The organism is Luteimonas sp. TWI662, assembly GCF_039673825.1.
Classification (GTDB): domain Bacteria; phylum Pseudomonadota; class Gammaproteobacteria; order Xanthomonadales; family Xanthomonadaceae; genus Luteimonas.
This window is the reverse complement of sequence record NZ_JBDJMI010000009.1, coordinates 15954-42563: the sequence shown is the minus strand read 5'-3', so window position 1 is coordinate 42563 and position 26610 is coordinate 15954. Positions and strand designations below refer to the sequence as shown.

Genomic DNA, 26610 nt, shown 5'->3' with positions numbered 1-26610 from the left:
GCCGATCGCGCCGGCGGCGTGGTGTCACTGCCCGCTGGTGGGCGGTCGGGCTGCGTCGGCGGGCACGACGAAGACGAGCGCTGTGCGCGGCGGCACGGTGAAGCGGCCGCGCGCGGCATCGATCCTGGCCCGCTCGCGCGGGCGCGGGTCGGCGGCCTCGGGTGCGCGGTGCACCGGGTGCAGCATCCACGCACGGCCGGCGAGTTCGGGCGCCTCGAGGGTGCGTGCCTCATCGGCGACGTTGATCGCGTAGAGCACGTCGGCAAAGCCGGCGTCGTCCAGGCCGTGGCCATCCAGATGCCCGGCGACGAGCGTCGGGTCGGCATCGGCGCCGGGGAAGCGCAGGCGGGCCTGGACCTGTGCGGCGTCGGGCAGCCGGAACAGCGGTGTACTGGCGCGGATGCGCAGCAGGTCCAGGCTCATGTCGCGCGTGCGCAGCACATCGCCCTGGCTGGGGCGGATGCGCATCGCATCGGCCAGCAGCGGGCGCATCAGCGGCCAGTTGGCGCGGTTGTCGGGGGCCGGCGGCAGGCCGGCGCCGAAGCCGTGGACGGCACCGGTCCAGTCGATGCGGTTGAACCAGTCGCCCGAGTCGAAGCTGTTGCGGTCCAGCGACTTGGAACGCAGCAGCTCGACGCCGGCGTGCAGGTAGGCGATGCCCTGGCTGAACGCGGTGGTGGCGATGGCCAGCACCTGCGCGTTGACGCGTGCCTCGATGTCGGCATCGGCCGGCAGGCGGAACACGTTGATGTCGAACAGCGTCTGGTTGTCGTGGTTCTCGACGTAGTTCACGACCTCGGTGGGCTGGGTCGCAAAGCCGGCCGGCTGGCCGGCATAGTCGACCTGCGCGAGCGTGCGGCCGTCGGGCAGGCGGTAGTCGCGCAGCGTACCGGCCAGACCGACGCGGACCAGCTCGGCCTGGCGCCGCAGCAGCGCAGCGTCGGCGTGACCGTGGATCCAGCCACGGTGGGCGTGCAAGGCCGCGCCGCTGTCCGAGGGCCCGCCGCCGCGTACCGCGTCGCGCGCCCGGTCGCTGAAACTGCCGATGCCGGTGCCGCCCAGCGACTGCTGCGAGGCCTGCACGAAGCGCGCGCCGTCGGCGACTTCGCCGAAGTTCCAGCCTTCGCCCAGCAACGGCACCGGGCGTCCGGCCGCGGCGTCCACGCGCGCCTGCAGCGCGAGCATCGCCGCACGCGGCTGGTGGCCCATCAGGTCGAAGCGGAACGAATCGATGCGGTAGTGGCGCACCCACAGTTCGGCCGAATCGATCATGAGCTTGGCCATCATCGCGTGCTCGGTCGCGGTGTTGGCGCAGCAGGTCGAGTGTGCGACGCGGCCGTCGGCATCGTAGCGGTGGTAGTAGCCGGGCACGATGCGGTCGAGCACCGAGTGCCGGTCCTGGCCCCAGGCGCTGGTGTGGTTGTAGACCACGTCCATGCCCACGCGCAGGCCCAGCGCATGCAGCGCCTGGACCATCTGCCGGAACTCGACGATACGCGTGGCCGGGTCCGCCGCGTCGCTGGCCAAGCTGCCTTCGGGCGCGTTGAAGTGCAGCGGGTCGTAGCCCCAGTTGAAGCAGTCGTGCGCCGCGAACGCCATCACCGCGGCCTGTTGCGCCTCGCTGTCGGGCGCAGCGTTGGGCACGTCGGGCGAGCGGCAGCCGACCTCCGGCACCGTGGCCAGGTCGAAGACCGGCAGCAGATGCACATCGGTCACGCCGGCTGCGCGCAGCCGGCGCAGGTGGCGCACGCCGTGCGAATCGGGCTGCGCGAACGCGGCGTAGCGCCCGCGCTGGGCGGCCGGCACGCTGCCGTCGTCGCGCGAGAAGTCGCGCACGTGCAGCTCGTAGACCACCTGGTCGGTCGCGGCGCGCAGCGCGGGCGCGGCATGCGTGTCCCAGCCTTCGGGCTTGAGCGCGGGCGCGTCCAGGTCGAACACGACGCTGCGCCGCGAGTCGGCCGTGAGCGCGACCGAGTAGGGATCGGTGACGCGGTTGCGGACGATGCCGGTGCCTGGCACGAACACGTCGACCAGCCACAGGTAGGACCGGCCCGACAGATCGCCCGGGGCCACTGTCGACCAACTGCCGGTCGCGGCATCGCGCTCGAGCGTGCGGACCGCGGCGGCCGGCGCGTCGGCATCGTCGTAGAGGCACAGTGCGACCGACTGCGCCGTGGGCGCCCACAGCCGGAACGCGGTTCCCGTGGGGCCGGGGTGCACGCCGAGGTCCGGCAGCGTGGTCGCGGCGGCGTAGAGGTCGTCGAGGGCGCCGGCATGCTGGAGTGCGGTCGCGTCGAGGACGCGGCCGTGCACGTCTTCGTGCACCAGCAGGAGCTGGCCGCGATGCAGCGTCGACAGCGCGGCGGCGTCCGCATCGGTCTCCAACGTGACGCCCTCGCCGACGAACGCGAAGCGGTCGATCAACGCCGCAGGCACCGGAGCGGTGCGGACCGCGAGTTCGAGCGCGCCATCGTGGCCCCGCACGGTCGCGCCCGTCAGTGCGGCCAGCGTGGCGCCGGCGGCGTGATACAGCCGGAAGCGGGTCCCCGATGCGGCGACGGTGCCGGGCCAGCGCAGCAGATGGCGATCGAGCCAGTGGGCGCGGGCGTGATCGGGCAGCGCGCGGGCCTGGACGGGGTGCAGCGTGCGCGCGAAGTCCGGCGTGTCGCAGTCGGCCAGTCCGGCCGGGGCGGCGAGGGCGCCGCCGCAGGCCAGCAGACCGGCGGCGAGCATGCCGTACCGCGCGATGCGCGATGGGCGCACGGCCTCAGTCCACCGCAGCGAACAGGGCCGCGTGCGGCGGCAGGCGCAGGTGGCCGGCATCGACTGCACCGGCCGGCAGGCCATGGCCGTCGAGCACACGCAGGTGTGCGAGCTCGGCGGGTAGCGTCCACTCGACCGTAGCGCCCGACAGGTTGAACACCGCCAGCATCCGGTCGTCGCCGTCGCCGCGCACGAAGGCCAGCATCGGCTCCGGCGCATCGACGAAGTGCTGGGCGCCGGCGACCAGCGCCGGCTGGCCGCGGCGCCAGTGCAGGAAGCGGCGCACGGTGGCGAGCACCGAGCCGTCGTCGCGCGACTGCGCCTCGACGCTGCGCGCGCGATGCGCATCGGGGATCGGCAACCACGGCTGTCCGGTGGTGAAGCCGGCACCGGCGTCGGCGGTCCACGGCATCGGCGTGCGGCAGCCGTCGCGGCCCTTGAAGTTCGGCCAGAACGCGATGCCGTAGGGGTCGCGCAGTTGCTCGAACGGCACCTCGGCCTCCGGCAGCCCCAGTTCCTCGCCCTGGTACAGACAGACCGAACCGCGCAGCGCGCAGACCAGGCCGACCAGCTGCCGGGCGAAATCGTCGCTGGGCTGGGCACCGCCCCAGCGCGTGACCGCGCGCTGCACGTCGTGGTTGGAGATCGCCCAGCACGGCCAGCCGTCGGTCATCGCCGCTTCCAGGCGTTCGACCGTGCCACGGATGTAGCCGGCGCTGAAATCGTCGACCAGCAGCTCGAAGCTGTAGCCCATGTGCAGGCGGCCGGGGCTGGTGTACTCGGCGGTGGTCGCCAACGAATCCTCGGCTGAGATCTCGCCCAGCGCAGCGACATCCCCGTACTCGTCCATCAGCGCACGCAGCCGCTCGAGGAAGCCGATGTTCTCCGGCTGGGTGTTGTTGTACCAGTGGTACTGGAAGGCGTACGGATTATCGGGTGCGAAGCCACGGCCCACGCGCAGCGCTTCGGGCTTGGCGGGGTTGTCGCGCAGCTGCGCGTCGTGGAAGCAGAAGTTGATCGAATCCAGGCGAAAGCCATCGACCCCGCGGTCGAGCCAGAACGTCACATAGTCCAGCGTGGCCTGCTGCACCTTGGGGTTGTGGAAGTTCAGGTCGGGCTGGCTCGACAGGAAGTTGTGCAGGTAGTACTGGCAGCGCCGCGGGTCCCAACGCCAGGCCGGGCCGCCGAAGATCGACAGCCAGTTGTTGGGCGGCGTGCCATCGGGTTTGGCATCGGCCCAGACGTACCAGTCGGCCTTGGGGTTGTCGCGCGATTGCCGGCTCTCCTCGAACCAGGCATGCGCATCGGACGTGTGGCTGAAGACCTGGTCGATCATGACCTTCAAGCCCAGCGCGTGCGCCTTGGTCAGCAACGCATCGAAGTCGACCAGGGTGCCGAACATCGGATCGACGTCGCACTGGTCGGCGATGTCGTAACCGTAGTCGGCCATCGGCGAACGGAAGAACGGCGAGATCCAGATCGCATCCACGCCCAGGCTGGCGACATGCTCCAGGCGGTCGATGATGCCGGGCAGATCGCCCACACCGTCGCCGTCGCTGTCCATGAAACTGCGCGGATAGATCTGGTAGATCACCGCGCCCCGCCACCACCTGCTGTCGCTCATCGCTCTCTGCCTTCTGTCGCCTTCTGTGGCGCGGTGGGACGGTAGACGATGCCGTGTCGCCTGCGAAAGCGCACGTCCCGAGCCTGCGCCGTGAATACGTATGCAGGTCGCCGCCGCTGAGCGCGCGCTCGCTACCATGGCTTGGCCTGCGCAGCCTGCGTCGGCGCAGCGGACCTTGGGAGGGGCCTGCCAGCGATGGGCAACCGCAAACCGTCACTGTCGTTCTGGCAGATCTGGAACATGTGCTTCGGCTTTCTGGGCATCCAGTTCGGATTCGCCCTGCAGAACGCCAACGTCAGCCGCATCTTCCAGACGCTCGGCGCCGACATCGAGCAGGTGCCCGGCCTGTGGATCGCCGCCCCGTTGACCGGCCTGCTGGTGCAGCCGGTGATCGGCTACTTCTCCGACCGTACCTGGACGCGGCTGGGCCGCCGTCGCCCGTACTTCCTGTGGGGCGCGCTGTTCTCGACCGCCGCCTTGGTGGTGATGCCGACCTCGCCCGAGCTGTGGATCGCCGCCGGCACGCTGTGGGTGCTCGACGCGTCGCTGAACGTGTCGATGGAACCGTTCCGCGCCTTCGTCGGCGACCAGTTGGCGCCGCGCCAGCGTCCGACCGGCTACGCGATGCAGAGCTTTTTCATCGGCGTCGGCTCGGTGATCGCCAGTGCGCTGCCGTTCGTGCTCGCCAAGGCGGGCGTCGCCAATACCGCCGCGGCGGGCGAGGTGCCCGATACGGTGCGCTATGCGTTCTGGTTCGGCGGTGCGGTGCTGCTGCTGGCCGTGTTGTGGACGGTGGTGCGCACGCGCGAGTACCCGCCCGACGTGTTGCGCACATTCGACGACGCGACGCCCGAAGGCGCGCTGCCGGCCGCCGACGCGTCGGTGCCGCCGGCCGGTGGCGGACTCGCCTGGCTGCTGGTCGGCGTGGCCGGCATCGTCGCGGTGGCCGCGCTCGGCCTGGACCGCATGCTCTATGTGCTGGCGGGCCTGCCGCTGGGCTACGGCCTGCTGCGGCTGGTCGCCGCGCGGCTCGCGCCGCAGCGGATGCTGACCACGATCGCTGCCGACCTGCATGCGATGCCCACGACGATGCGCCAGTTGGCGGTCGTGCAGTTCTTCTCGTGGTTCGGCCTGTTCGCGATGTGGATCTACACCACCGCGGCGGTGGCGCAGACCCACTACGGCAGCAGCGATCCGCAGTCGGCGGCCTATAACGATGGCGCCAACTGGGTCGGCGTGTTGTTCGCCGCCTACAACGGCTTCGCCGCGCTGGCCGCGATCGTGATCCCGTGGTTGGCACGTCGTGTGGGCCTGCGCGGCGCGCACCTGGTCAACCTGATGCTGGGTGCGCTGGGTCTGCTGTCGATCGCATTCGTCGACGATCCGCGCTGGTTGCTCGCCTCGATGGTCGGTGTCGGGTTTGCCTGGGCCTCGATCCTGTCGCTGCCCTATGCGCTGTTGTCCGACAGCCTGCCGGCCGAGAAGATGGGCGTGTACATGGGCATCTTCAATTTCTTCATCGTGATTCCGCAGCTGGTGGCGGTCAGTACGCTGGGCTTCCTGCTCGGGCGCGTGTTCGATGGCGAACCGATGCGGGTGCTGATGCTCGGCGGCGCCAGCCTAGCGCTCGCGGGGCTGTGCGTGCTGCGGGTCTCGCGCCCGCGTGGCGCGTGAGCCGCGCGGCCCGACCGGCCGATCTTTCCTCCCGTTCCCACGTCAGGAGCCGCGCGATGCCGCGAACGTCCCTCTTTCTGCTCGCCGCGCTGCTGTGCGCCGGCTGCAGCCATGTCGCGACGCGCGATGCACCCGGTGTCGCCGAGACGACAGGCGTCTACGGCACGCTTGAGCCGTTCGCCGAGCACGCGGTGTACTTCGTGGTCACCGACCGCTTCGTCAATGGCGATCCGAGCAACGACCGCCGCGAGCAGGGCGGGGCGCACCGCACGTTCGACATCCCGGTCCGGTGTCCGGACGGCATCGATGGCAACATCGGCTACCTGGGCGGCGACTTCCGCGGCGTGCTCGACAACGCCGGCTACATCCGCGCCATGGGCTTTGGCGCGGTGTGGATCACGCCGATCGTCGACAATCCCGACGAGGCGTTCACCGGCGGCGATCCGATCGCCTGCAACAGCACGCTGAGCGACCGCGGCAAGACCGGCTACCACGGCTACTGGGGCACGAACTTCTACAGGCTCGACGAACACCTGCCCAGCGCCGATCTCGATTTCCGCGGTTTCACCGACGGCATGCGCGCCGCGGGCCTGAAGACCGTGCTCGACATCGTCGGTAACCACGGCTCGCCGTCGTGGACGATGCCCAGCGCGCAGCCCGGGTTCGGCCAGATCTTCGATGCGCAGGGCAGGCTGGTCGCCGACCACCAGAATCTGCCGCCGCAGCAACTCGACCCGGCGGGCAACCCGCTGCACGCGTTCTACAGCAACGTCGGCCCGGTCGACGCGAAGACCGGTTCGATCTTCGACGGCAACCTCGCCCAGCTCGGCGATTTCGACGCCGCCAATCCTGCGGTCATGGACTATCTGGCTGGTGCCTACCTGCAGTGGATCGACCAGGGCGCGGATGCGTTCCGGGTCGACACCATCGCCTGGATGCCGCATGCGTTCTGGCGCGATTTCGCCGAGCGCATCCGCGCCCGGCATCCGGGCTTCTTCATGTTCGGCGAGGCGTTCGAGTTCGATGCCAACCGGATCGCCGAGCACACATGGCCCGGCAATGGCGGCATCAGCGTGCTGGATTTCCCGATGAAGCAGGCGATGGACGAGGTCTTCGCCAAAGGCGCGGGCTTCGAGCGTCTGGCATCGTCGCTGTATCTGGAAAACGGGCCGTACGCGAACCCGTACGAGCTGACGACGTTCTACGACAACCACGACATGCCGCGCATGGACGCCAGCGATGCCGGCTTCATCGACGCGCACAATTGGCTGTTCACGGCGCGCGGCATCCCGGTGATCTATTACGGCTCGGAGACCGGCTTCATGCGCGGCCGCGCCGAGCATGCCGGCAATCGCGCCTACTTCGGCCAGGCGCGCGTCGATGCCGCCGCCGCGCATCCGATCCACGTCGCGCTGACAAGGGTCGCGAACCTGCGCCGCACGACCCCGGCCTTGCAGCGCGGGCTGCAGCTCGATCTCGGGCTCGTCGGCGACCATGCTGCGTTCTACCGCGTGCTCGATGTCGACGGTCGTGCGCAGATCGCGCTGGTGCTGCTCAACAAGGGCGAAGCGCCGTGGCAGGCCGAAGTGACCCGCTGGCTCGAGCCAGGGGCCTGGCGCGACGCGCTCGACGGCGGCACGCGTGCGGTGACCGACCGGCTGCAGGCCACCGTGCCCGCGCACGGGCTGCGGGTGTTCGTGCTCGACGCGCCGCCGCGGCGCGCCGACCTGCGCGCCCGGCTTGCGCAGGCGATGGAGGGGCGGCTCGGACCTCGGCTCTGAGGCCTGTGCACGGGCGTCTTGCGTCCGCCCGGCACCGCAGCGGACACCGGTCCGAGTCTTCGCGTGTGCCGCGGCGCACGCGCCCCGCGACTCGTTGTACCTGAATGCGCGTATCCGGTTGATCGGATTGACTTCAGTCAAGGCGGGAGCGACACACTGTCGCGGATACTGGCCGCATGACCACCATCGCTTCCGCCTGTCCGCAGGACTGGCCCTTCGACCCGGACCTGCTGCGCCGCTACGACCGGCCCGGGCCCCGGTACACCTCGTACCCGACCGCGCCGCAGTTCCTGCCCGGTTTCGGCGAGGTCGACTTCCAGGCGCTCGCGAGGCGCGGCAACGACGACCCGATCCCACGCCAGCTGTCGCTGTACGTGCACGTGCCGTTCTGCCGCAGCCCCTGCTTCTACTGCGGCTGCAACCGCATCATCACCCGCGACGAGGCACGCGGGCAGGTCTACCTGGACCGCCTGCATCGCGAGATCGCGATGGTCGCGCCGCTGTTCGACGCCGATCGCGAGGTGGTGCAGCTGCACCTGGGCGGCGGCACACCGAACTTCCTCGGCCCCGACCAGATCGCCGAGCTGGTCGAAAGCCTCGGGTCGCACTTCCGCTTCAGCCAGGACCCGGCGCGCGATTTTTCGATCGAGCTCGACCCGCGCTTCGTCACCCCCGACGACATCGGCCGCCTGGCCGAGATCGGCTTCAACCGCGCGAGCCTCGGCGTGCAGGATTTCGACCCGGCCGTGCAGGCTGCGGTCAACCGCATCCAGAGCGTCGAGCAGACCTTGGAGATCATCGAGGCCAGCCGTCGCTACGGCATGCGCTCGCTCAACGTCGATCTGATCTACGGCCTGCCCAAGCAGACGCTCGAGGGCTTCGGCCGCACGCTCGACACCGTGATGCAGGTGCGTCCCGACCGGCTCGCGATCTATGGCTATGCGCACCTGCCGGATGTGTTCCGGCCGCAGCGCCAGATCGACGCCGCCACGCTGCCGGCACCCGAGGAGAAACTCGCGCTGCTGGGCCTGGCGGTCGAGAAACTGGCGGCGGCGGGCTACCGCTACGTCGGCATGGACCACTTCGCACTGCCCGACGACGAACTGGCGCGGGCCCAGCGCGAGGGCGGGCTGCACCGTAACTTCATGGGCTACACCACGCACGCGCAGACCGATCTGGTGGGGCTGGGCGTGAGTGCGATCAGCCATGTCGGCGACAGCTTCTCGCAGAACCACCGTGGCCTGAGCGAGTGGGAAGCGGCGATCGACGCCGGCACGCTGCCGATCTGGCGAGGCCTGGTGCTCGGCCACGACGACGTGCTGCGCGCCGACCTGATCCAGCGGCTGATGTGCCAGGGCGAGATCGACATCGGCGCGATCGAGCGCGCCTACGAACTCGACTTTGCAGCCTATTTCGCCGGTGAGCTGGCGGCGCTGGCGCCGTTGCAGGCCGATGCGCTGGTCGAGTGCACGCCCACGACGATCCGGGCCACGTCCAGAGGACGTCCGTTGCTGCGTATCATCGCGATGTGTTTCGACCGGTACCTGCAGAAGCCGAGTGAGCAGCCCCGCTATTCCCGCACGATCTGACGCCGCGCGTCCGGAGTTCGCCCATGGCCGGCCTTGAGCCGCGAGCGCGGCCCAGCCCGATGGCCGACGACGGCGACGAGATCCGCTTCTGCAGCACCTGTGCGTTCTCCTCGGCGTGCCTGGCCGAGGGCTACGACAAGTCCGATCTGCGCGACCTGCATGTGCTGGTCGAACACGTCGGCCCGTTCCGCGAGGGCGACTACGTGTTCCGGGAGGGGGCGCCGTTCAACGCGATCGCCGCGGTGCGCGCCGGGACCATCAAGACCTACGTCATCGACGGCAATGGCCGCGAGCAGGTGCTGGGCTTCTTTCTGCCCGGCGAGGTCATCGGCCTCAACGCCATTCACAGCGCCCGCTACCCCTGCAATGCGGTCGCGCTGGATACGGTGATGCTGTGCAGGTTCTCGTTCCCGATGATGGCCACGCTCGCCGGGCGCATGCCCGGGCTGCAGCGGCACCTGTTCAACCTGCTGAGCCAGGACATCGGCAAGGCCTCGCTGTTGACCGGCAACTTCAGCGCCGAGGAGCGGCTGGCCGCGTTCCTGGTCACGCTCTCGCGCCGCTTCGCGGCGCGCGGCTTTTCGGCCACGCGGCTGCGGTTGATGATGCCGCGCACCGATATCGCCAACTACCTGCGCCTGGCGCCGGAGACCGTCAGCCGCGTGCTGCGGCGGATGCAGGACGACGGCGTGCTGCGCGTGGACCGCCGCGACCTGGAGATCCTGCAGCCGGTGGCGCTGGAGGCCCTGGCCCACCACGTGCTGCGCGACTGAGCGCCGTTCGGCCGTGGATGCGGGCGCACAGGCAGCCCCCGGCGACGGGATGGTGTCCCCCGCTTCGTTGATGTGTACCAACCGCAGGTCGCGGTCGGGCTGATGCGGCCCCGGCCCTTTGTGCGTGCCGGGGTGAGGATGTCCCATCCACGACGCCTGCTGGTTCAGAGCGGTCGCGCTGCATGACGTTGGACGCGAGTGCGACCGTGGACCGGAACACCCGACGCGGACGTTCGAGGCGCCGTCGCGCGGTGGGTTGACCCATGTCAACGACGTTCCGGTGGCGCAGGGCCGAAGATGCCCGCATGAAAATACCTGCATTCCGTCTTTCCCCGCAGTGGTTGACCGTGGCGCCGCACCGACTGATGTTTTTCATCGGTGCGGGCAATCTGCTGCTGGCCATGCTGTGGTGGGCGGCCTGGCTCGTGTCCCAGCGCGGGTCGCTGGGCGCCGCGATGCCGCAGGCCGCGACCTATCCGGGCTGGCTGCATGCGTTCGTGATGCAGTACCAGGTGCTGCCGAGCTTCTTCTTCGGCTTCCTGCTGACCACGTTCCCTCGCTGGATGGGCCTGCGCGAGGTGCCGCGCTGGCAGTACCTGCCGGTCGGCATCGGGCTGATGGGCGGCCAGGGGCTGTTGCTGTGCGCGGCGATGGGGCTGGAGGTCGCGCTGACGATCGGCCTGCTCATGACACTGGCTGGCTGGGGCGCCGGGTTGTGGCTGCTGACGCGGCTGGTGCTGGCCGAGCGCGGTCGCACCTGGCATGCCTGGTCGTGCCTGGCCGCGTTGTGGTTGGGCATGGCCGGGCTGGTGTGCTTCGCCGGGTTCGTTGCGACCGGCTCGCCCTGGCTGGTGCTCGTCAGCATCAAGCTCGGTACCTTCGGCTTGCTGGCGCCTGTATACCTCACCGTCGCGCACCGGATGTTTCCGTTCTTCGCCGGCAATGCCGTGCCTGGTTACGTCGCTTGGCGGCCGATGTGGTGGCTCGGCGCGATATGGGCACTGCTGGCCGCGCATCTGGCGCTCGAACTCGTACACGCCTACGCCTGGTTGTGGCTGGTCGATCTGCCGATGCTCGCCCTGGCTCTGTATACCCTGTGGCGCTGGTGGCCGCGGGGCGCTGCGCCTGGGCTGCTGACGACACTGTTCTTCGGGCTGCTGTGGTGGCCGGTGACGTTCGTACTGCATGCCGCGCAGAGCCTGCTGTATCTGAAGAGCGGCACGTTCCTGCTCGGCCGTGCGCCGGCCCACGCCTTGTTCATCGGCCTGTTCGGCAGCGTGCTGGTCGCGATGGTGACGCGCGTCACCCAAGGCCATTCCGGGCGCCCGCTGCGCATGACCGGCACCGCGTGGTGGGCGTTCGTTGGCATCCAGGTCGTCGCCGCGCTGCGGATCTCGGCCGAGGTGCTGCCCGACACGATGCTGTGGCTGGCGGTGTCCGCGCTTGGATGGCTGGTCGTGCTCGGTCCGTGGGTCGCCCGTATCGGCGCCATCTATCTGTCGCCGCGCGCCGACGGCAAGCCCGGATGACGGTCGCAGGGGCGTCGGGCATGCTGCTGCTTTCATCGCCGGCCGTGTCGCGACCTTGGCGCGCTGGCCGGCTTCGCGTCGAGGGTCCGTTTCGATGATCGAGTTCTATCCCCAGATCAAGCACGCGCACATGGGGCTGGCGTTGACCAGCGGCGCGCTGTTCGCGCTGCGGGGTGCGGCGCTGCTTGCCGGCATGCGCTGGCCGAAGGCGGCCGTCGTGCGTTACGCCAGCTATACGATCGACACCGCGCTGCTGACCGCAGCGATGATGCTGTTGACCATCCTGCCTGGCGCGCTTTATGCCAACGGCTGGCTGGCGACCAAGCTGGTGCTGATCGTGGTCTACGTCGTGCTGGGCATTCTGGCCTTCGGCGACAAGCGGTCGCGGCGTACGCGCATCGTGCTCTATGTCGTCGCGTTGCTGACGTTCGGGCAGATCTATTGCATCGCCCGTGCGCATCACCCATTGGGGCTCTTCTACCTGCTCTGAGCGTGCGCCGCCACGGGCGAGACAGGAGCGCTCAAAATCGATGCCACGGCGATGGCCTGCGTGTCTTCGACGATACGCAGACGTCGAGGTCGTCGCGCAAGTCGAGCCATGGGTGGATCGCCGCACCGATGCGCGTGCGCTGTGTCACTGCCGCGCGCGCCTGTCGCGACGGTCAGCATGCGGTCGTGCACGCCCGGTGCGCATCGCCGGCAGAGCGCCTTCGGCAATGAATCCCCGGATTCCCGCGCGCTGCGCATGGGGTCGCGAGCCGGCCTCTTGTCTCACCTTCCCGGCGCGCGGGGAAGGGCGGGGCTATCGGCATGGGTGGGCATGCATTCGGGGCGTGTCGCTTCCGGTGTGTCCGGTCGTGCGGCCACGCCGCCGATCCGACGCAGGCCGCAACAAGACAGGCCACCCCTGCAATGCAGAGGTGGCCCAGGGCGCTGGAGAGAGCGCGTGACTTACTTGTCGGCAGGCAGCGCCAGGCTGGTGCTGGCCTTGATCGGGCCGGCCGGGGCCGGCGTGGTCATCAGGTCGTGATTCCACGTGTCGCCGTCGACCTTGATGTGTGCGGCCGCACCGAGCAGGACGGCCTCGATCAGGTTGTGGTTGAGGTACACATACAGGCCCGGCTGACGGAAGGTGTAGAGCGCGGCACCGGCCGAGCCGCCGCGGATGAACCAGGTCTCCAGGTCCTTGGCCGGCGCGTTGTTGAACTTGCCTTCTTCCCAGACGTAGTCGCCGTGGCCCCCGATCAGGTGCGGGCGGCTGTCGCGGTTGGCCTGGGAATGCACCAGCAGCACCGTTTCGCCGACTTTGCTGGTCATTGCGTGCTCACCCGTCAGTGCACCGACGGCACCGTTGAACACGATGTGCGAGGGCGTAAGGCTCTTCATCGTGGCCAACGTGTCGGGCAGCGCCTCGGCATGCGAGCCATAGGTCTTGAAGTTGCCGTCGGCATCGCGCGGGACGTAGAAGTCCGTCTCGCCGACGTAGTAGGCGCGGTCGTAGTGCAGCGGCTTGCCGTCACCGTCCTTCAGGCCGTCGCGGGGCAGCACCATTACCGTGCCTTGCATGCCCGAGACCACGTGCCAGGGCGTCATCGGGCCGCCGGGCGCGCAGTGGTAGACGAACGTGCCCGGACGCGTGGCCTTCCAGCGCAGCACCACTTCCTCACCGGGCTGGATGACCGTCAGGTCGCCGCCGCCCAGCGCGCCGGTGGCCGCATGGAAATCGATGTTGTGCACCATCGAGTTGGTGGCGGGGTTGACCAGCGTGAGTTCGACATAATCGCCTTCGTGCACGACCATCAGCGGACCCGGCACCGAGCCGCCGAACGTCATCGCATGCATCGTGGTGCCCTGGCCGTCGATGACGATTTCCTTCTCGACGATTGGCAGCGTGAACTGGATGACCTTGGGGCCGCCCTTGGCCACCTGGTCGTGGTCGTGGACGAACGGCGGGCGCTTGAGTTCGACATGCTGGCGCGGCAGGTTGGCCAGATCCGGCGCATCGCGCAGCGTCGCGTTGACGAGGTCCTTGGCGTCGACCGCCTGGGCCGGACTGGACAGCAGAGGGGAGGCTGCGAGTGCGATCGCGGCGGCGAGCAGGCTGGTCTTGAGGACATTCATCTGGGGTGTCTCCTTTGTTTCCGTTCGCTTGTTATTGGCGTGAAAACACTATGTGTCCTGGGATTATCTGCCGCCTTGATCGGGATCAAGAATATGTGAGCAAATAATCCATTGTTGATTGTTCAATTCGAATCAATTGATTTCGATCAGGGATGATGTTGATTCAAATCAATCGATTTGGAATGCCATGCTGAGAAATTGATCTTGGCCGGTCTGGAAGCCCAGTGATCGTGCGGTCCAGGTCTTCGAAGTCGCCGTCATCGAAGCGAAACAGCAAAGAAAGACCGGGGTCGAGAAACCGGGGGCAGAGTGCAATTTCGCCTCGCGAAATTGCACTCTGACCCCGGTTCTTGCGGGGGCGCAGCCATGCGACGTGGTGCCCAGTCCCGCATTGCGGCGGAGACCAAAAAAAGGCGCCACCCGAAGGTGGCGCCTGGTGTCGCGATTCGGGCCAGGGGCCCGGAGTGAGCGGTCAGGGCTGGACGACCAGCTTGCCGCGCATGATCGCCGAGTGGCCCGGGAACGAGCAGAAGTAGGTGTAGTCGCCACCGGCCTTGAGCGCCGAGCCGGGCAGGGTGATCGTGGCCGTCTGGCCGCCACCGATCAGCTTGGTGTGCGCCAGCACGCGCTTGTCGCCGGCCTGGATGTAGTCGGCGGCAGCGCCAGCCTTGATGCCATCGCGGGCGACTGCATCGGCGTCCGGGGTCGCGGTCAGGACCACGTTGTGGCCCATGGCCGTGACCGGCAGGTTGCCGACGTGGGCGAGTTCGATCGTGACCGTGCGGCAGCTCGCCGACACCGTGGCGGTCCTCTGGTCGAACTGCATCTGGTCATTGCCTTTCAGGCTGACCTTGCAGTTCGGGGTGGCGTGGGCCATGCCGGCGGCACCGAGGAGGGCGAGGCCGAGCAGCATCGTACGGGTGTTCATGGAGCGTCTCCGTTGGGGTCTGGTCTTCTTGCGTGGGGCATCTTCCCGCGTTGTCGACCGCCGCGCCTTGATCTGGATCATTCCTGGCCTTCCAGCTCGCGCCACGGGATGATGCGCTTTCCTGCCGTTCATCCCGGGCGCTTACGGCCCGGCGCACCGCCCATGCCCGACAGCTCGATAGCCGCACCCGGTCCTGCCCTGTGCACCGAGGAGGAGGTGGCCCGGCTGGTCCGCGCCTTTTACGCACGGGTCCGCGCGGACGCGCGGCTGGGGCCGGTGTTCGAGGCGCATGTCGAGGACTGGCCGGCCCACCTGGCGCTGCTGGTCGACTTCTGGTCGGCGATGTTGCGCGGGACGCGCCGGTTCCGCGGGGCGCCGGTCCAGCGGCACATGCGACTGGACGGGCTCGACGAGGCGATGTTTGCGCGCTGGCTGGCGTTGTTCCGCCAGACCACCGCCGAGTTGGGCAATGCGCCGATGCAGCAGTTGGCCGACGAGATGGCCGAGCGGGTCGCCGCGACGTTCCTGGCGCGCTACCGCGACGCACGCGGCTGAGCGGGCGGCGGCGCGCCGGTCGAGCCGCGCAGCACCAGCCGGCCGGGAATCGTCCGGCTTTCGACCGGCGCCCCTTCGATCTGCGCGATCAGCGTGTCGACCAGCAGCGTGCCGGCCTGGCGCGTGTCCTGCTGCACGGTTGACAGCCCCGGGGTCACGAACGCGGCCAGCGGAATGTCGTCGAAGCCGGCGACTGCGACATCGTCGGGCACCCGCAGGCCCTGCTCGTGCAGCGCCTTCATTGCGCCGATCGCGATCAGGTCGCTGCCGGCAAAGATCGCGTCGAACGGCGTGCCGCGGTCGAGCAGGGCGCGGGCGGCCTCGAAGCCGGACTGCTCGCTGGTGACCGCATCGACCTGCAAGGCATGCCCGGCGGTCAGCCCGGCCTCGGCCAGCGCCGCGACCAGGCCGCGATGGCGCTCCTGGAACTCCGGATAGCGCGCGGAGGCATCGCCGAGGAACGCGATGCGCCGGCGCCCCTGCGCGAGCAGGTGCTCGGCCATTGCCCGGCCGCCCTGGAAGTTGTCGCTGCCGATCGACACCCCCGGTTGGCCCGGCAGCGCCGCACCCCAGCGCACGAAGCGGGTGCCCTGTTCGACCAGTTGCTGCAGCCGGTCGCGGGCCTGGAGGTAATCGCCGTAGCCCAGCAGCAGCAGGCCATCGGCTTTGTGGGAGTCCTCGTAATCGGCGTGCCAGTCGCTGGACAGCTGCTGGAACGAGATCAGCAGGTCGTAGCCGCGCAGCGCGCAGGCCCGGGTGATCGCGCCGAGCATCGACAGGAAGAACGGATTGATCGCGTCGTCCGCCGGTTCTTCGAAGAACAGCAACGCCAGTGTGCCGGACTGCTGGCAGCGCAGGTTGGAGGCGTTTTTGTCGACCTTGTAGTTGAGCTCGCGGGCGATCGTGAGGATACGTTCGCGCGTGTCCCGGCTCACCGACGGGTGGCCGCGCAATGCGCGCGAGACGGTCGGCTGGGACACGCCGGCCAGGTGGGCGATATCGAGGGAGGTAGGCTTGCCTTTGATCGTCATCGCACGCGGTTGCGGCGCTGGGGCCGACCGCATGATGCCACGGCCGCCGCGCGCGCAGCGCCGGTCGGGCGTTCTGGGCTAGAATCGGCCACTGGCGTCCCTCCAGCCGACAGGTGGCCCGCGTTTGCGCCGGCCGAGCGTGCGACATGAGCACTACCCCCTTCCAGCACTGATCGTTCCCGCGGGTCCTTGACGGCGCCCTCGCGGCGCTTTTTTTGTGCGCCGCGCATCGCGTCGGGAACGGCGGTCGCCAGTCTGCGATCGGCCCGCTTTCGCCACCACCACCTCTCTTAGACCCTTTACGTCCATGATCACCATCACGCTTCCCGACGGCAGTCGCCGCGAGTTCGAACACCCCGTCACGGTCATGCAGGTCGCTCAGTCGATCGGCCCGGGCCTGGCCAAGGCCACGGTCGCCGGCAAGGTCGACGGCCGTCAGGTCGACGCGTCCGATCTGATCGACCACGACGCCTCGCTGCAGATCCTCACGCCCAAGGACCCGGAGGGCGTGGAGATCATCCGTCACTCCTGTGCGCACTTGGTCGGGCATGCGGTCAAGCAGCTCTACCCCGAGGTCAAGATGGTCATCGGCCCGGTGATCGACGAGGGCTTCTACTACGACGTCTACAGCGAGCGGCCGTTCACGCCCGAGGACCTGGCGGCGATCGAGAAGCGCATGGGCGAGCTGATCGACACCGAGTACGACGTGATCAAGAAGATGACCCCGCGTGCGGAGGTCATCGAGACGTTCCGGGCGCGCGGCGAGGACTACAAGCTGCGGCTGATCGACGACATGGGCCCGGACATCACCGAGATGGGGCTGTACTTCCACCAGGAGTACGTCGACATGTGCCGCGGCCCGCACGTGCCCAACACGCGCTTCCTCAAGGCGTTCAAGCTCACGCGCATCTCCGGCGCGTACTGGCGTGGCGACTCCAAGAACGAGCAGCTCCAGCGCATCTACGGCACCGCCTGGGCCGACGCCAAGCAGCTCAAGGCCTATATCCAGCGCATCGAGGAGGCCGAGAAGCGCGACCACCGTCGCATCGGCAAGGCGCAGGACCTGTTCCACCTGCAGGAAGAAGCGCCGGGCCTGGTGTTCTGGCACCCCAAGGGCTGGGCGCTGTGGCAGGTCGTCGAGCAGTACATGCGCCGCGTCTACCGCGACAGCGGCTACGGCGAGGTGCGGTGTCCGCAGATCCTCGATGTCTCGCTGTGGCAGAAGTCCGGCCACTGGGACAACTACAAGGACAACATGTTCTTCACCGAGTCCGAGAAGCGGACCTATGCGGTGAAGCCGATGAACTGTCCCGGCCACGTGCAGGTCTTCAACCAGGGCCTGCACAGCTACCGCGACCTGCCGATCCGCTACGGCGAGTTCGGCTCGTGCCATCGCAACGAACCGTCCGGCGCGCTGCACGGGATCCTGCGCGTGCGCGGCTTCACCCAGGACGACGGCCATGTGTTCTGCACCGAGGCGCAGATCGAGTCGGAGGTGACCGCATTCCATCAGCAGGCGCTGGCGGTCTACGCGCATTTCGGTTTCCAGGACATCCAGATCAAGATCGCGCTGCGGCCCGAGTCGCGGCTCGGCGATGACGCGACCTGGGACAAGGCCGAGGCCGCGCTGCGCAATGCGCTGTCGGCCTGCGGCGTGGCCTGGGAGGAACTGCCGGGCGAGGGCGCGTTCTACGGCCCGAAGATCGAGTACCACCTCAAGGACGCCATCGGCCGGACCTGGCAGCTGGGCACGATGCAGGTCGATTTCATGATGCCCGGGCGCCTGGGCGCGGAGTACGTCGATGAGCAGAGCCAGCGCCGCACCCCGGTCATGCTGCACCGGGCAATCGTCGGTTCGATGGAGCGTTTCATCGGCATCCTGATCGAGCACCATGCCGGGCAGTTCCCCGCCTGGCTGGCCCCGGTGCAGGCGGTGGTGATGAACATCACCGACGCCCAGGCCGACTTCGTCGAGGTGGTGCGGAAATCCCTTGCGAATCAAGGTGTCCGGGTCGAGGCGGATTTGCGGAACGAGAAAATCGGCTATAAGATCCGCGAGCACACGCTGCAGCGGGTGCCGTATCTGCTCGTGGTCGGAGACCGCGAGAAGGAAAACGGCGCAATCGCGGTTCGGACGCGGTCCGGGGAAGATCTGGGCACAATGCCGGTCGGCGATTTCGTTTCGCGCCTCCGCGCGGAGCCGGTGTCAGCATGAGTTCTTCACCGGCGCGGCGCCATCATCGGCCGCGCCGGTCGCCCCGTTGGTTGACGAGCCGGCGGCATGTTCCATTTCGGAGATTGCAGTATTAGCACCCCTGACAAGCAGAATCGGCGTAACCAGGATATCCGCGTACCCCGTGTGCGCGTGATCGGTTCGGACGGAGAAATGATCGGCGTGCTCTCGCGCGACGATGCATTGCGCGCCGCCGAGGAGGAGGGGCTCGACCTCGTCGAGATCCAGCCCAATGCGGACCCGCCGGTCTGCAAGATCATGGACTTCGGCAAGTTCAAGTTCGAAGCCCAGAAGAAGGCCAACGAGGCCAAGAAGAAGACCAAGCAGGTCGAGATCAAGGAACTGAAGTTCCGGCCGGTCACCGACGAGGGCGATTACCAGATCAAGCTGCGCAAGATGCGGGGCTTCCTGGAAGAAGGCGACAAGATCAAGGTCAACATCCGCTTCCGTGGCCGCGAGATGAGCCACCAGGAGCTGGGCCGCGAGATGGCGGCGCGGATCGAGGCCGACCTGGGCGAGGACATCGTCATCGAGTCGCGGCCGCGCCTGGAGGGCCGGCAGATGGTGATGATGATCGCGCCGAAGAAGCGCTGACCGGTCGCGCCCTCGGGCGCGATGCAGGATCCGGCTTGCCTGTCCCGGTCACGGGGCAGGCTCCGAAAGAGGCGCCGCAAGGCGCCTTTTTTGCGTCCCTGCAACGCCACCGCCCGGCCGCTCGGTCTCTGGGCGCTCTCATGTTCGTGGCCCAGGCGCGCGCGGGCGCCTGCTGCAGCAAGGCCAAGCCGATGATTTGCAAGCCAAAGCGGCGCGCGGCATAATGCGCGGCTCCCGGCCTGTCCGGGTGGTTTGAGCGGTATCAGGACCGGCCGGAATCCCGCGGGGATCGAGGCCTGAACACCGGCATGGGCATGGATGGAAAGCGTGGTGAAGGCCACCGCCCGGTCAGTACTCGTATCCCACAAGGACTCTCGCAATGCCCAAGATCAAGACGCACCGGGGCGCTTCCAAGCGTTTCCGGAAGACGGCTTCCGGCAAGTACAAGGCCGGCCACGCCAATCGCAGCCACATCCTCACCAAGAAGGCGACGAAGCGGAAGCGCAATCTCCGCCAGACGAACCACATTCCGGCGTGCGACAGCGGTCGTCTCGACCGCATGCTGCCGTATCTCTGAGGAGGACTGAACCATGGCACGAGTCAAGCGTGGCGTCCAAGCGCGTCGCCGTCACAAGAAGGTCCTCGGCCGCGCGAAGGGCTACTACAACGCCCGTCGCAAGGTCTTCCGCGTCGCCAAGCAGGCCGTCATCAAGGCCGGCCAGTACGCCTACATCGGTCGCAAGCAGAAGAAGCGCGACTACCGTTCGCTGTGGATCACGCGCATCAACGCGGCGGCCCGTCTGAACGGCATCAGCTACAGCCGCTTCATGAACGGCCTGCTCAAGGCCGGCATCACGCTGGACCGCAAGGTCCTGGCCGATATCGCGGTGCACGATGCCACTGGCTTTACCGCGCTCGCCGAGAAGGCGAAGGGCGCGCTGGCGGCCTAAAGGCCGTCGTCTCCACCGTAAAGCGGTACTGCCGCCGGATCCGTCCGGCGGCCACGTGGGGAAGGGCGCAAGTCCTTCCCCATCGTTTTTTGCGGCATCCGAACGTGCGCCGCCCGGTTCCGGGCGTCTGCGCGACGCGGACCTTTCATCAGTGACGGGCCTGTAGATGAGCGAAATCGAATCCCTGTCGAGCCAGGCGCTGGCCGACATCGACGCGGCGGCCACGCCCGAGGCGCTCGAAGCGCTGCGGGTGTCGCTGCTGGGCAAGAGCGGCAGCATCACCGCCCAGCTCAAGGCGCTCGGCGCGCTGCCCGGCGACCAGCGCAAGGCCGCCGGCGAGGCGATCAACCGCGCGCGCGATGCGATCGGCGCGGCGCTGGCCCGGCGCAAGACCGCGCTCGAGGACGCTGCGCTCGATGCGCGCCTGGCCTCGCAGACGATCGACGTGACCCTGCCCGGACGCGACGCCGGTCGCGGCGGCGTGCATCCGATCAGCCGCACCCTCGAGCGCATCGCCGACATCTTCGGCCGGCTGGGCTACGAACTGGCCGACGGTCCGGAGATCGAGGACGACTGGCACAACTTCGAGGCGCTGAACTTCCCGCCGCACCATCCGGCGCGCGCGATGCACGATACGTTCTACTTCGCGCCTGACGCGGCCGGCGTCGCGCGCCTGCTGCGCACGCACACCTCCGGCGTGCAGGTGCGCTACATGGGCGAGCACCGCCCGCCGCTGCGGATGATCGCCGCCGGCAAGGTCTATCGCTCCGATAGCGACCAGACCCACTCGCCGATGTTCCATCAGGTCGAAGGCCTGCTGGTCGACGAGCACGCGACGTTCGCCGACCTCAAGGGCACGCTCAGCGAATTCGTGCGCGCCTTCTTCGAGCGCGATTTCGAAATGCGCTTCCGCCCCAGTTACTTCCCGTTCGTCGAGCCCGGCGCCGAGGTCGACATCGCCTGGCAGCAGGCCGACGGCAGCACCCGCTGGCTGGAGGTGCTGGGCTGCGGCATGGTCCACCCCAATGTGCTCAAGGCCGTCGGCATCGACCCCGAGCGCTATACCGGGTTCGCGTTCGGGATGGGCGTGGAGCGCTTCGCCATGCTGCGCTACGGCGTCGACGACCTGCGCGCGTTCTTCGAAAACGACGTGCGGTTTCTCAGGCAGTTCGCCTGAGGGCCGGGATCGGCGATGCGTGATCCGTGATCGACACAGACGGATCACGCACGCCGCGCCATCGGGCCACGCCACCTTTTCGAATCACGACTCACTTATGACGAATCACGGAATTTCAGCATGAAATTTTCCGAAAGCTGGCTTCGCCAGCACGTGCGCACCGAGGCATCGCGCGAGGATCTGGCCGCGACGCTGACCGCGATCGGCCTGGAGGTCGAGGACATCGTGCCCTTGGGCGGCGCGCTCGAGGGCGTGGTCGTGGCGCGCATCGTCTCGGCCGACAAGCACCCCGAAGCCGACCGGCTGCAGGTGTGCCAGGTCGACGTCGGCGGCGCGGCGCCGCTGCAGATCGTCTGCGGTGCGCCGAATGCGCGCCCGGGCCTGGTTGCGCCGCTGGCGACGATCGGCACGCGTGTAGGCGAACTGACGATCCAGGCGGCGAAGCTGCGCGGCGTCGCGTCCAACGGCATGCTGTGCTCGGCCAAGGAACTGGGGCTCGATGCGGATGCCTCGGGGCTGCTCGAACTGCCTGACGACGCGCCGGTCGGCCGTCCGCTGGCCGACTATCTCGGCCTGCCGGACGCCACGATCGAGCTCAAACTGACCCCCAACCGCGCCGACTGCTTCAGCGTGCGCGGCATCGCGTTCGACGTCGCCGCCGCCTTCGGCAGCCAGGTCGCGCGGTTGCAGGCGCCGCCCGTGGACATCGCATCGGACGCCGCGTTGCCGGTGACCCTCGATGCCGGCAGCGACGCGCCACGGTACCTGGGCCGGGTGATCGAGGGCGTCGACGCGACGCGTCCGACCCCGGTGTGGATGGCCGAGCGATTGCGCCGCAGCGGCATCCGCCCGGTCAGCTTCCTCGTCGACGTCACCCAGTACGTGATGCTCGAACTCGGCCAGCCGATGCACGCCTTCGACCGCGACCTGCTGGCCGGTCCGGTCGGCGTGCGCCGTGCGCGCCAGGGCGAGACGCTCAAGCTCCTCGACGGCCGCGACGCGACGCTCGACCCGCAGTTTCTGGCGATCACCGACAACGACCGCGTCGTCGCGCTCGCCGGCCTGATGGGCGGCTTCGATACGCGGGTGACCGATGCCACGCGCAACGTGTTCCTGGAATCGGCGCACTTCGCCCCCGACGCGATCATCGGTCGCAGCCGACGCCTGGGCCTGCACACCGATGCCGCGCATCGCTTCGAACGCGGTGTGGACCCCGAGCTGCCGCGCACCGCACTCGAGTACGCGACGCGGCTGATCCTGGATGTCGCCGGTGGCCGGGCGGGCCCGGTGACGGCCGCCGAGCTCGATGCGCATCTCGCGCAGCCGCGCACGATCGCGCTGCGCCGCGCACGGCTGGCGCGCGTCCTCGGGCTGACCGTCGACGACGCCGAGGTCGAGCGCATCCTGCGCGCGCTCGGGCTGGCGGTCGTCGCCGATGCCGAGGGCTGGCAGGTCACTGCGCCGACGCGGCGCTTCGACCTGGCGATCGAGGAGGACCTGATCGAAGAGGTCGTGCGCATCCACGGCTACGACCGCGTGCCCACGACGTTGCCCGGCGGCGCGACACGCATCGCCGCCCCCAGCGAGACCCAGGTCGCCGAGGCCGAACTGCGTCGCCAACTGGTGGCCCGTGACTGCCTGGAGACGGTCAATTTCGCCTTCGTCGACGCCGCACTGCTTGCGGCCTGGCAGGCCGAAGACGGCGCCGTGCCGCTGGCCAACCCGCTCAGCGCGGAACTGGGCGTCATGCGGACCGCGCTGCTGCCGGGGCTGGTCGCGACGCTGGCGCGCAACCTCGCCCGCCAGCAGACGCGCGTGCGGCTGTTCGAACTCGGCAAGGTGTTCGAAAGCGCGGATCGGGCATCGGGAACGGCGGGCGCGCCGGTGGAGACGCTCCGGGTCGCAGCGGCCGTGGCCGGCGATGCGCAGGCCGAGCAGTGGGGCCAACCGGCGCGGCCGGTCGATTACTTCGACCTCAAGGGCGACCTCGAGGCGCTGGCCACGGTCGCGGGCGCGCACTTGACGTTCAGGCGCTCGACCGCGGCGCATGGCCACCCCGGCCGCTCGGCGGACGTGCTGCGCGATGGCGTGCAGGTCGGTTGGATCGGCGAGCTGCATCCGCGCCTGCTGCGCGCGCTGGATATCGACGTGTCGGTCGTGGCGTTCGAGCTCGATGCCGCGGCGCTGCAGGCCCGCGCGCTGCCGCGTGTGGCGCCGCTCTCGCGCTTTCCGTCGGTGCGTCGCGACCTGGCCATCGTCGCCCCCGACGCAGTCGACTGGGCCGCGCTGGAGGCCACCGCACGCGCGGCCGCCGGTCCGCTGCTGACCGGGATCCGGCTGTTCGACCGCTATGCCGGGCAGGGCGTCGAATCGGGTTTCAGGAGTCTCGCCATGGGCTTGATTCTGCAGGAAACTTCACGCACTCTGACCGATCGCGATGTCGAAACAGTGGTCGCGAACGTGGTCGAAGCGCTGGCGCGCGACCACGGCGCGAAGATCCGAGGCTGAGGTGCACAAGGGGATGCGGGCGTGGCGTTGACGAAGGCGGACATGGCCGAGAAGCTCTACGAAGAAGTCGGGCTGAACAAGCGCGAGGCCAAGGAGTTCGTCGATGCGTTCTTCGACGTCCTGCGCGAAGCGCTGCAGCACGGCCGCCAGGTCAAGTTGTCGGGCTTCGGCAACTTCGACCTGCGGCGCAAGAACGAGCGCCCCGGCCGCAACCCCAAGACCGGCGAGGAGATTCCGATCTCCGCGCGCACGGTGGTCACCTTCCGCCCAGGGCAGAAGCTCAAGGAGCGGGTCGAGGCCTACACCGGCACCGTCGGCGCGGGAGCTGCTCATGCTTGATCCGGGCAGCAACCGCGAACTGCCGCCGATCCCGGCCAAGCGCTACTTCACGATCGGCGAGGTCAGCGAGCTGTGCGACGTCAAGCCGCACGTGCTGCGCTACTGGGAGACCGAGTTCCCCAGCCTGAGCCCGGTCAAGCGCCGCGGCAACCGCCGCTACTACCAGCGCCACGACGTGCTGATGGTGCGCCAGATCCGCGGCCTGCTCTACGAGCAGGGCTACACGATCGGCGGCGCGCGCCTGCGGCTGGAAGGCGAGGGCGCCAAGCAGGAGTCGGCGCTCAGCAGCCAGATCGTGCGCCAGGTGCGCATGGAGCTCGAGGACGTGCTGCAACTGCTCAAGCGTTGACGCAGGCATGGGCGAAACGCCCGCCAACGGGTATACTGCCCAGCTTTCCGGGGTATAGCGCAGCCTGGTAGCGCACTTGTCTGGGGGACAAGTGGTCGTCGGTTCGAATCCGGCTACCCCGACCAAATATTGAGGCCCGCCTTGCGCGGGTCTTTTTTTGGCGCGCCCACCTGACTGCGGCCTGGTGGCTGGATCGCCGTAGGCTTGCCCGGCGGGCCAGGCCGGCCTCCAATCGCGGCTTCGGATCTGGGACGCCATCGATGCGCGGGCGAATCGTCGGAATCGTGATGGGCATGGCGCTGATCGCAGGCGCGGCCCCGGCGTGGGCGCAGGCGCCCGCTGCGGGCGCGGTGCCGCCGCCGTCCGGTGAGGCGGGCATCGTCGACATGGGGCCGGTCGTGGTCTCGGGCGTCCAGCCGGGCCCGGGGCTCTGGCAGGTGCGCCGCGGTGATCACACACTCTATGTGCTCGGCGAGGTGTCGCCGTTGCCGCGCGACATCGACTGGAGCACCGATGAGCTCGAGGCGGTCATCGCGCGCGCGCAGACGGTGATCGCCGCGCCGCAGATCGAACTGCGCGCCGATGTCGGCCGGTTCCGGACGCTGCTGATGGTGCCGGCGCTGCTGCGGGCCCGGCGCAATCCCGACGGTAAGCAGTTGCAGGATGTCGTGCCGCCCGCGCTCTACGCGCGCTGGGCGCCATTGAAGGCGCGATGGATCGGGCGCAGCGATCGCGTCGAGCGCTGGCGGCCAGTGTTCGCGGCCGGCGAGCTCTATGCCTCGGCGATCGCGCGCATGCGCCTGCGCCAGGACGGCATCGTCGAGCCGCTGGTCACGCGCGTGGCGAAGGCGCATCGAGTGCCCATCGTCCGGACCGACCTCGAGATCCGGGTTGCGGACACGAAGGCGGCGCTGCGCGAGTTCGGCGGCGCGCCACTCGACGATCTGCCCTGTTTCGAGCGCATGCTCGCGCGGATCGAGCGCGACTTGCAGCACATGGGCGAGCGCGCCAATGCCTGGGCCGTCGGCGACATCGATGCGCTGCGCGCGCTGCAGGGCGAGAACGCCTACACCGTCTGCATGCGGACCTTCACCCAGGGCGCGCTGGCGAAGCGACTCGGTGTCGAAGACGTCGACCGGCGCGTCGAGGCGCGCTGGCTCGAAGCTGCCGAGACCGCGCTCGCGCAGAACCGGACGACGTTCGCGGTGCTGCCGATGTCGCTCGTGCTCGGCGAGCATGGCTATCTCGCCAAGCTGGCGGCGAAGGGCTACGAGGTCCAAGCGCCTTAGCGGAGGTCCGCCGGCACCCACGGCGCGACGGACGCGCGCGTTCGGCGTGCGCGGGCTCAGGCCTCCACGAGCAGTGCGAAGCCGCCATAGATCATGCGCTTGCCATCGAACGGCATTTCGCCGTCGGGGCGCATCCGCGGGTCCTCCATCAGCTTCGGCCACGCCGCATTGCGCAGCTCCCAACTGGGCCATTCGATCCACGAGAACACGACCTGCTCGTCGTCCTTGCGCAGAACTGCGCGCTGGAAATCGGTGTGCTTGCCTTCGGGCAGGTCATCGCCCCAGGCCTCGACCACGCGGACCGCGCCGTATTCCAGGAAGACCTCGGCGGTCTTGCGCGCCATCGCGGTGTACGCATCGCGTGCGCGCGCCGGGACCGGCAGCACGATGCCGTCGACATAGTCGCCGCGGCCGGTGCCGACGTCGACCAAGGGCGCAAAGCCGCCCAGGATCATGCGCTTGCCGTCGAAGGGCATCTCCGGCATCTGCTGCATGCGCGGGTCGGCCATCATCTTCTCGTGGGCTTGGTCGCGGGCGGCGCGGTCGGGATACTCCATCCAGCTGAACACCACGGTCTCCGCGTCGGTCGCCTGCACAGCGCCCTGGAAATCGTTGCATTTGCCGCGTGGCACCTCGTCGCCCCAGGCCTCTACGCACCGGACGTGTCCATACGTCTTGAACACCTTGAACGCATCGCGGGCATGCTGTGCATACGCGTCCTTGTTGGCGGTCGGGACCGCAACCACGAAACCCTGGACATAGGTCATGCGTCATCTCCTGTCGAATGGAACGAGGCGTCCTGG

22 protein-coding genes, 1 tRNA gene and 1 pseudogene are annotated in these 26610 nt (G+C 68.8%); 17 read left to right on the top strand and 7 right to left on the bottom strand.

Going from position 1 to position 26610, the window contains the following annotated elements; translation table 11 throughout:
• Positions 1-24: 24 nt before the first annotated feature.
• A complete protein-coding gene (locus ABE488_RS08285) occupies positions 25-2763 on the bottom strand; it encodes an alpha-1,6-glucosidase domain-containing protein (RefSeq protein WP_346443488.1) in 2739 nt (912 codons plus the stop codon).
• 4 nt (positions 2764-2767) lie between these two features.
• Entirely contained in the window at positions 2768-4387 is a 1620-nt protein-coding gene (locus tag ABE488_RS08280) for an alpha-glucosidase (RefSeq protein WP_346447802.1), read from the bottom strand.
• A gap of 195 nt (positions 4388-4582) precedes the next feature.
• Here ABE488_RS08280 and ABE488_RS08275 point away from each other — a divergent pair, with 195 nt between their 5' ends.
• From ABE488_RS08275 to ABE488_RS08250, 6 genes are all read left to right on the top strand, one after another.
• Positions 4583-6061: an MFS transporter gene (locus tag ABE488_RS08275; protein ID WP_346443492.1), complete on the top strand. Its 1479-nt coding sequence runs from the start codon at positions 4583-4585 to the stop codon at positions 6059-6061.
• A 56-nt stretch (positions 6062-6117) separates the two neighbouring features.
• The gene (locus ABE488_RS08270) at positions 6118-7842 is read left to right on the top strand and encodes an alpha-amylase family glycosyl hydrolase (protein ID WP_346443493.1); all 1725 of its coding nucleotides are present in this window, start codon (positions 6118-6120) and stop codon (positions 7840-7842) included.
• Positions 7843-8018: 176 nt separating this feature from the next.
• Positions 8019-9431, top strand: coding sequence for an oxygen-independent coproporphyrinogen III oxidase (gene hemN / locus ABE488_RS08265; protein WP_346443495.1), 1413 nt, complete (start codon positions 8019-8021; stop codon positions 9429-9431).
• A 23-nt stretch (positions 9432-9454) separates the two neighbouring features.
• On the top strand, positions 9455-10204 hold the full coding sequence (locus ABE488_RS08260) for a helix-turn-helix domain-containing protein (RefSeq protein ID WP_346443496.1): 750 nt from the start codon (positions 9455-9457) through the stop codon (positions 10202-10204).
• A gap of 305 nt (positions 10205-10509) precedes the next feature.
• Positions 10510-11733 carry an NnrS family protein gene (locus ABE488_RS08255; protein ID WP_346447801.1) on the top strand — a complete coding sequence of 408 codons (1224 nt, stop codon included), beginning with the start codon at positions 10510-10512 and terminating at the stop codon, positions 11731-11733.
• A 94-nt stretch (positions 11734-11827) separates the two neighbouring features.
• On the top strand, positions 11828-12223 hold the full coding sequence (locus tag ABE488_RS08250; protein WP_346447800.1) for a SirB2 family protein: 396 nt from the start codon (positions 11828-11830) through the stop codon (positions 12221-12223).
• Positions 12224-12684: 461 nt separating this feature from the next.
• Here the strand turns inward: ABE488_RS08250 and nirK are convergent, their stop codons facing one another.
• Positions 12685-13854 carry a copper-containing nitrite reductase gene (gene nirK / locus ABE488_RS08245; RefSeq protein WP_346443501.1) on the bottom strand — a complete coding sequence of 390 codons (1170 nt, stop codon included), beginning with the start codon at positions 13852-13854 and terminating at the stop codon, positions 12685-12687.
• Positions 13855-14326: 472 nt separating this feature from the next.
• Positions 14327-14782: an azurin gene (gene azu / locus ABE488_RS08240; protein WP_346443503.1), complete on the bottom strand. Its 456-nt coding sequence runs from the start codon at positions 14780-14782 to the stop codon at positions 14327-14329.
• A 162-nt stretch (positions 14783-14944) separates the two neighbouring features.
• On the opposite strand from azu, the gene ABE488_RS08235 reads away from it, so the two are divergent.
• Positions 14945-15337: a group III truncated hemoglobin gene (locus ABE488_RS08235; RefSeq protein WP_346443505.1), complete on the top strand. Its 393-nt coding sequence runs from the start codon at positions 14945-14947 to the stop codon at positions 15335-15337.
• Here the strand turns inward: ABE488_RS08235 and ABE488_RS08230 are convergent.
• On the bottom strand, positions 15316-16368 hold the full coding sequence (locus tag ABE488_RS08230) for a LacI family DNA-binding transcriptional regulator (protein WP_346443507.1): 1053 nt from the start codon (positions 16366-16368) through the stop codon (positions 15316-15318). The genes ABE488_RS08235 and ABE488_RS08230 overlap by 22 nt on opposite strands.
• Before the next feature lie 307 nt (positions 16369-16675).
• Here ABE488_RS08230 and thrS point away from each other — a divergent pair, with 307 nt between their 5' ends.
• The 10 genes from thrS (at position 16676) to ABE488_RS08180 (ending at position 25807) form a co-directional block, all read left to right on the top strand.
• Entirely contained in the window at positions 16676-18583 is a 1908-nt protein-coding gene (gene thrS / locus ABE488_RS08225) for a threonine--tRNA ligase (protein WP_346447798.1), read from the top strand.
• 66 nt (positions 18584-18649) lie between these two features.
• Positions 18650-19195: a translation initiation factor IF-3 gene (gene infC / locus ABE488_RS08220; protein WP_241943914.1), complete on the top strand. Its 546-nt coding sequence runs from the start codon at positions 18650-18652 to the stop codon at positions 19193-19195.
• 379 nt (positions 19196-19574) lie between these two features.
• A complete protein-coding gene (rpmI, locus tag ABE488_RS08215) occupies positions 19575-19772 on the top strand; it encodes a 50S ribosomal protein L35 (RefSeq protein WP_047136497.1) in 198 nt (65 codons plus the stop codon).
• A gap of 13 nt (positions 19773-19785) precedes the next feature.
• On the top strand, positions 19786-20145 hold the full coding sequence (gene rplT / locus ABE488_RS08210; RefSeq protein ID WP_047136498.1) for a 50S ribosomal protein L20: 360 nt from the start codon (positions 19786-19788) through the stop codon (positions 20143-20145).
• A 166-nt stretch (positions 20146-20311) separates the two neighbouring features.
• A complete protein-coding gene (pheS, locus tag ABE488_RS08205; RefSeq protein ID WP_346443511.1) occupies positions 20312-21322 on the top strand; it encodes a phenylalanine--tRNA ligase subunit alpha in 1011 nt (336 codons plus the stop codon).
• Positions 21323-21442: 120 nt separating this feature from the next.
• A complete protein-coding gene (gene pheT, locus ABE488_RS08200; RefSeq protein ID WP_346447796.1) occupies positions 21443-23830 on the top strand; it encodes a phenylalanine--tRNA ligase subunit beta in 2388 nt (795 codons plus the stop codon).
• 21 nt (positions 23831-23851) lie between these two features.
• Positions 23852-24169 (top strand): integration host factor subunit alpha, encoded by a 318-nt coding sequence (locus ABE488_RS08195; RefSeq protein ID WP_047136501.1) that lies wholly within the window; start codon positions 23852-23854, stop codon positions 24167-24169.
• Entirely contained in the window at positions 24162-24518 is a 357-nt protein-coding gene (locus ABE488_RS08190; RefSeq protein WP_047136502.1) for a MerR family transcriptional regulator, read from the top strand. The genes ABE488_RS08195 and ABE488_RS08190 overlap by 8 nt, the downstream gene beginning before the upstream one ends.
• A gap of 48 nt (positions 24519-24566) precedes the next feature.
• Positions 24567-24643, top strand: a tRNA-Pro gene (locus tag ABE488_RS08185).
• A 168-nt stretch (positions 24644-24811) separates the two neighbouring features.
• Positions 24812-25807 carry a TraB/GumN family protein gene (locus ABE488_RS08180; RefSeq protein WP_346447794.1) on the top strand — a complete coding sequence of 332 codons (996 nt, stop codon included), beginning with the start codon at positions 24812-24814 and terminating at the stop codon, positions 25805-25807.
• 56 nt (positions 25808-25863) lie between these two features.
• Here the strand turns inward: ABE488_RS08180 and ABE488_RS08175 are convergent, their stop codons facing one another.
• Together ABE488_RS08175 and ABE488_RS08170 are read right to left on the bottom strand one after the other, a co-directional pair.
• Complete coding sequence (locus ABE488_RS08175; RefSeq protein WP_346447888.1) at positions 25864-26238, bottom strand: DUF1428 domain-containing protein; 375 nt, start codon at positions 26236-26238, stop codon at positions 25864-25866.
• Positions 26224-26574 (bottom strand): annotated as a pseudogene (locus ABE488_RS08170) (DUF1428 domain-containing protein); the annotation flags it as partial. The pseudogene ABE488_RS08170 and the gene ABE488_RS08175, both read right to left, overlap by 15 nt.
• Positions 26575-26610 lie beyond the last annotated feature (36 nt).

Excerpts from the sequence above, each read along its gene's own strand:
- ABE488_RS08280 (WP_346447802.1), bottom strand. The coding sequence starts at position 4,387 with ATGAGCGACAGCAGGTGGTGGCGGGGCGCGGTGATCTACCAGATCTAT.
- ABE488_RS08275 (WP_346443492.1), top strand. The coding sequence starts at position 4,583 with ATGGGCAACCGCAAACCGTCACTGTCGTTCTGGCAGATCTGGAACATG.
- ABE488_RS08270 (WP_346443493.1), top strand. The coding sequence starts at position 6,118 with ATGCCGCGAACGTCCCTCTTTCTGCTCGCCGCGCTGCTGTGCGCCGGC.
- hemN (WP_346443495.1), top strand. The coding sequence starts at position 8,019 with ATGACCACCATCGCTTCCGCCTGTCCGCAGGACTGGCCCTTCGACCCG.
- ABE488_RS08260 (WP_346443496.1), top strand. The coding sequence starts at position 9,455 with ATGGCCGGCCTTGAGCCGCGAGCGCGGCCCAGCCCGATGGCCGACGAC.
- ABE488_RS08255 (WP_346447801.1), top strand. The coding sequence starts at position 10,510 with ATGAAAATACCTGCATTCCGTCTTTCCCCGCAGTGGTTGACCGTGGCG.
- ABE488_RS08250 (WP_346447800.1), top strand. The coding sequence starts at position 11,828 with ATGATCGAGTTCTATCCCCAGATCAAGCACGCGCACATGGGGCTGGCG.
- nirK (WP_346443501.1), bottom strand. The coding sequence starts at position 13,854 with ATGAATGTCCTCAAGACCAGCCTGCTCGCCGCCGCGATCGCACTCGCA.
- azu (WP_346443503.1), bottom strand. The coding sequence starts at position 14,782 with ATGAACACCCGTACGATGCTGCTCGGCCTCGCCCTCCTCGGTGCCGCC.
- ABE488_RS08235 (WP_346443505.1), top strand. The coding sequence starts at position 14,945 with ATGCCCGACAGCTCGATAGCCGCACCCGGTCCTGCCCTGTGCACCGAG.
- ABE488_RS08230 (WP_346443507.1), bottom strand. The coding sequence starts at position 16,368 with ATGACGATCAAAGGCAAGCCTACCTCCCTCGATATCGCCCACCTGGCC.
- thrS (WP_346447798.1), top strand. The coding sequence starts at position 16,676 with ATGATCACCATCACGCTTCCCGACGGCAGTCGCCGCGAGTTCGAACAC.
- infC (WP_241943914.1), top strand. The coding sequence starts at position 18,650 with ATGTTCCATTTCGGAGATTGCAGTATTAGCACCCCTGACAAGCAGAAT.
- rpmI (WP_047136497.1), top strand. The coding sequence starts at position 19,575 with ATGCCCAAGATCAAGACGCACCGGGGCGCTTCCAAGCGTTTCCGGAAG.
- rplT (WP_047136498.1), top strand. The coding sequence starts at position 19,786 with ATGGCACGAGTCAAGCGTGGCGTCCAAGCGCGTCGCCGTCACAAGAAG.
- pheS (WP_346443511.1), top strand. The coding sequence starts at position 20,312 with ATGAGCGAAATCGAATCCCTGTCGAGCCAGGCGCTGGCCGACATCGAC.
- pheT (WP_346447796.1), top strand. The coding sequence starts at position 21,443 with ATGAAATTTTCCGAAAGCTGGCTTCGCCAGCACGTGCGCACCGAGGCA.
- ABE488_RS08190 (WP_047136502.1), top strand. The coding sequence starts at position 24,162 with ATGCTTGATCCGGGCAGCAACCGCGAACTGCCGCCGATCCCGGCCAAG.
- ABE488_RS08180 (WP_346447794.1), top strand. The coding sequence starts at position 24,812 with ATGGCGCTGATCGCAGGCGCGGCCCCGGCGTGGGCGCAGGCGCCCGCT.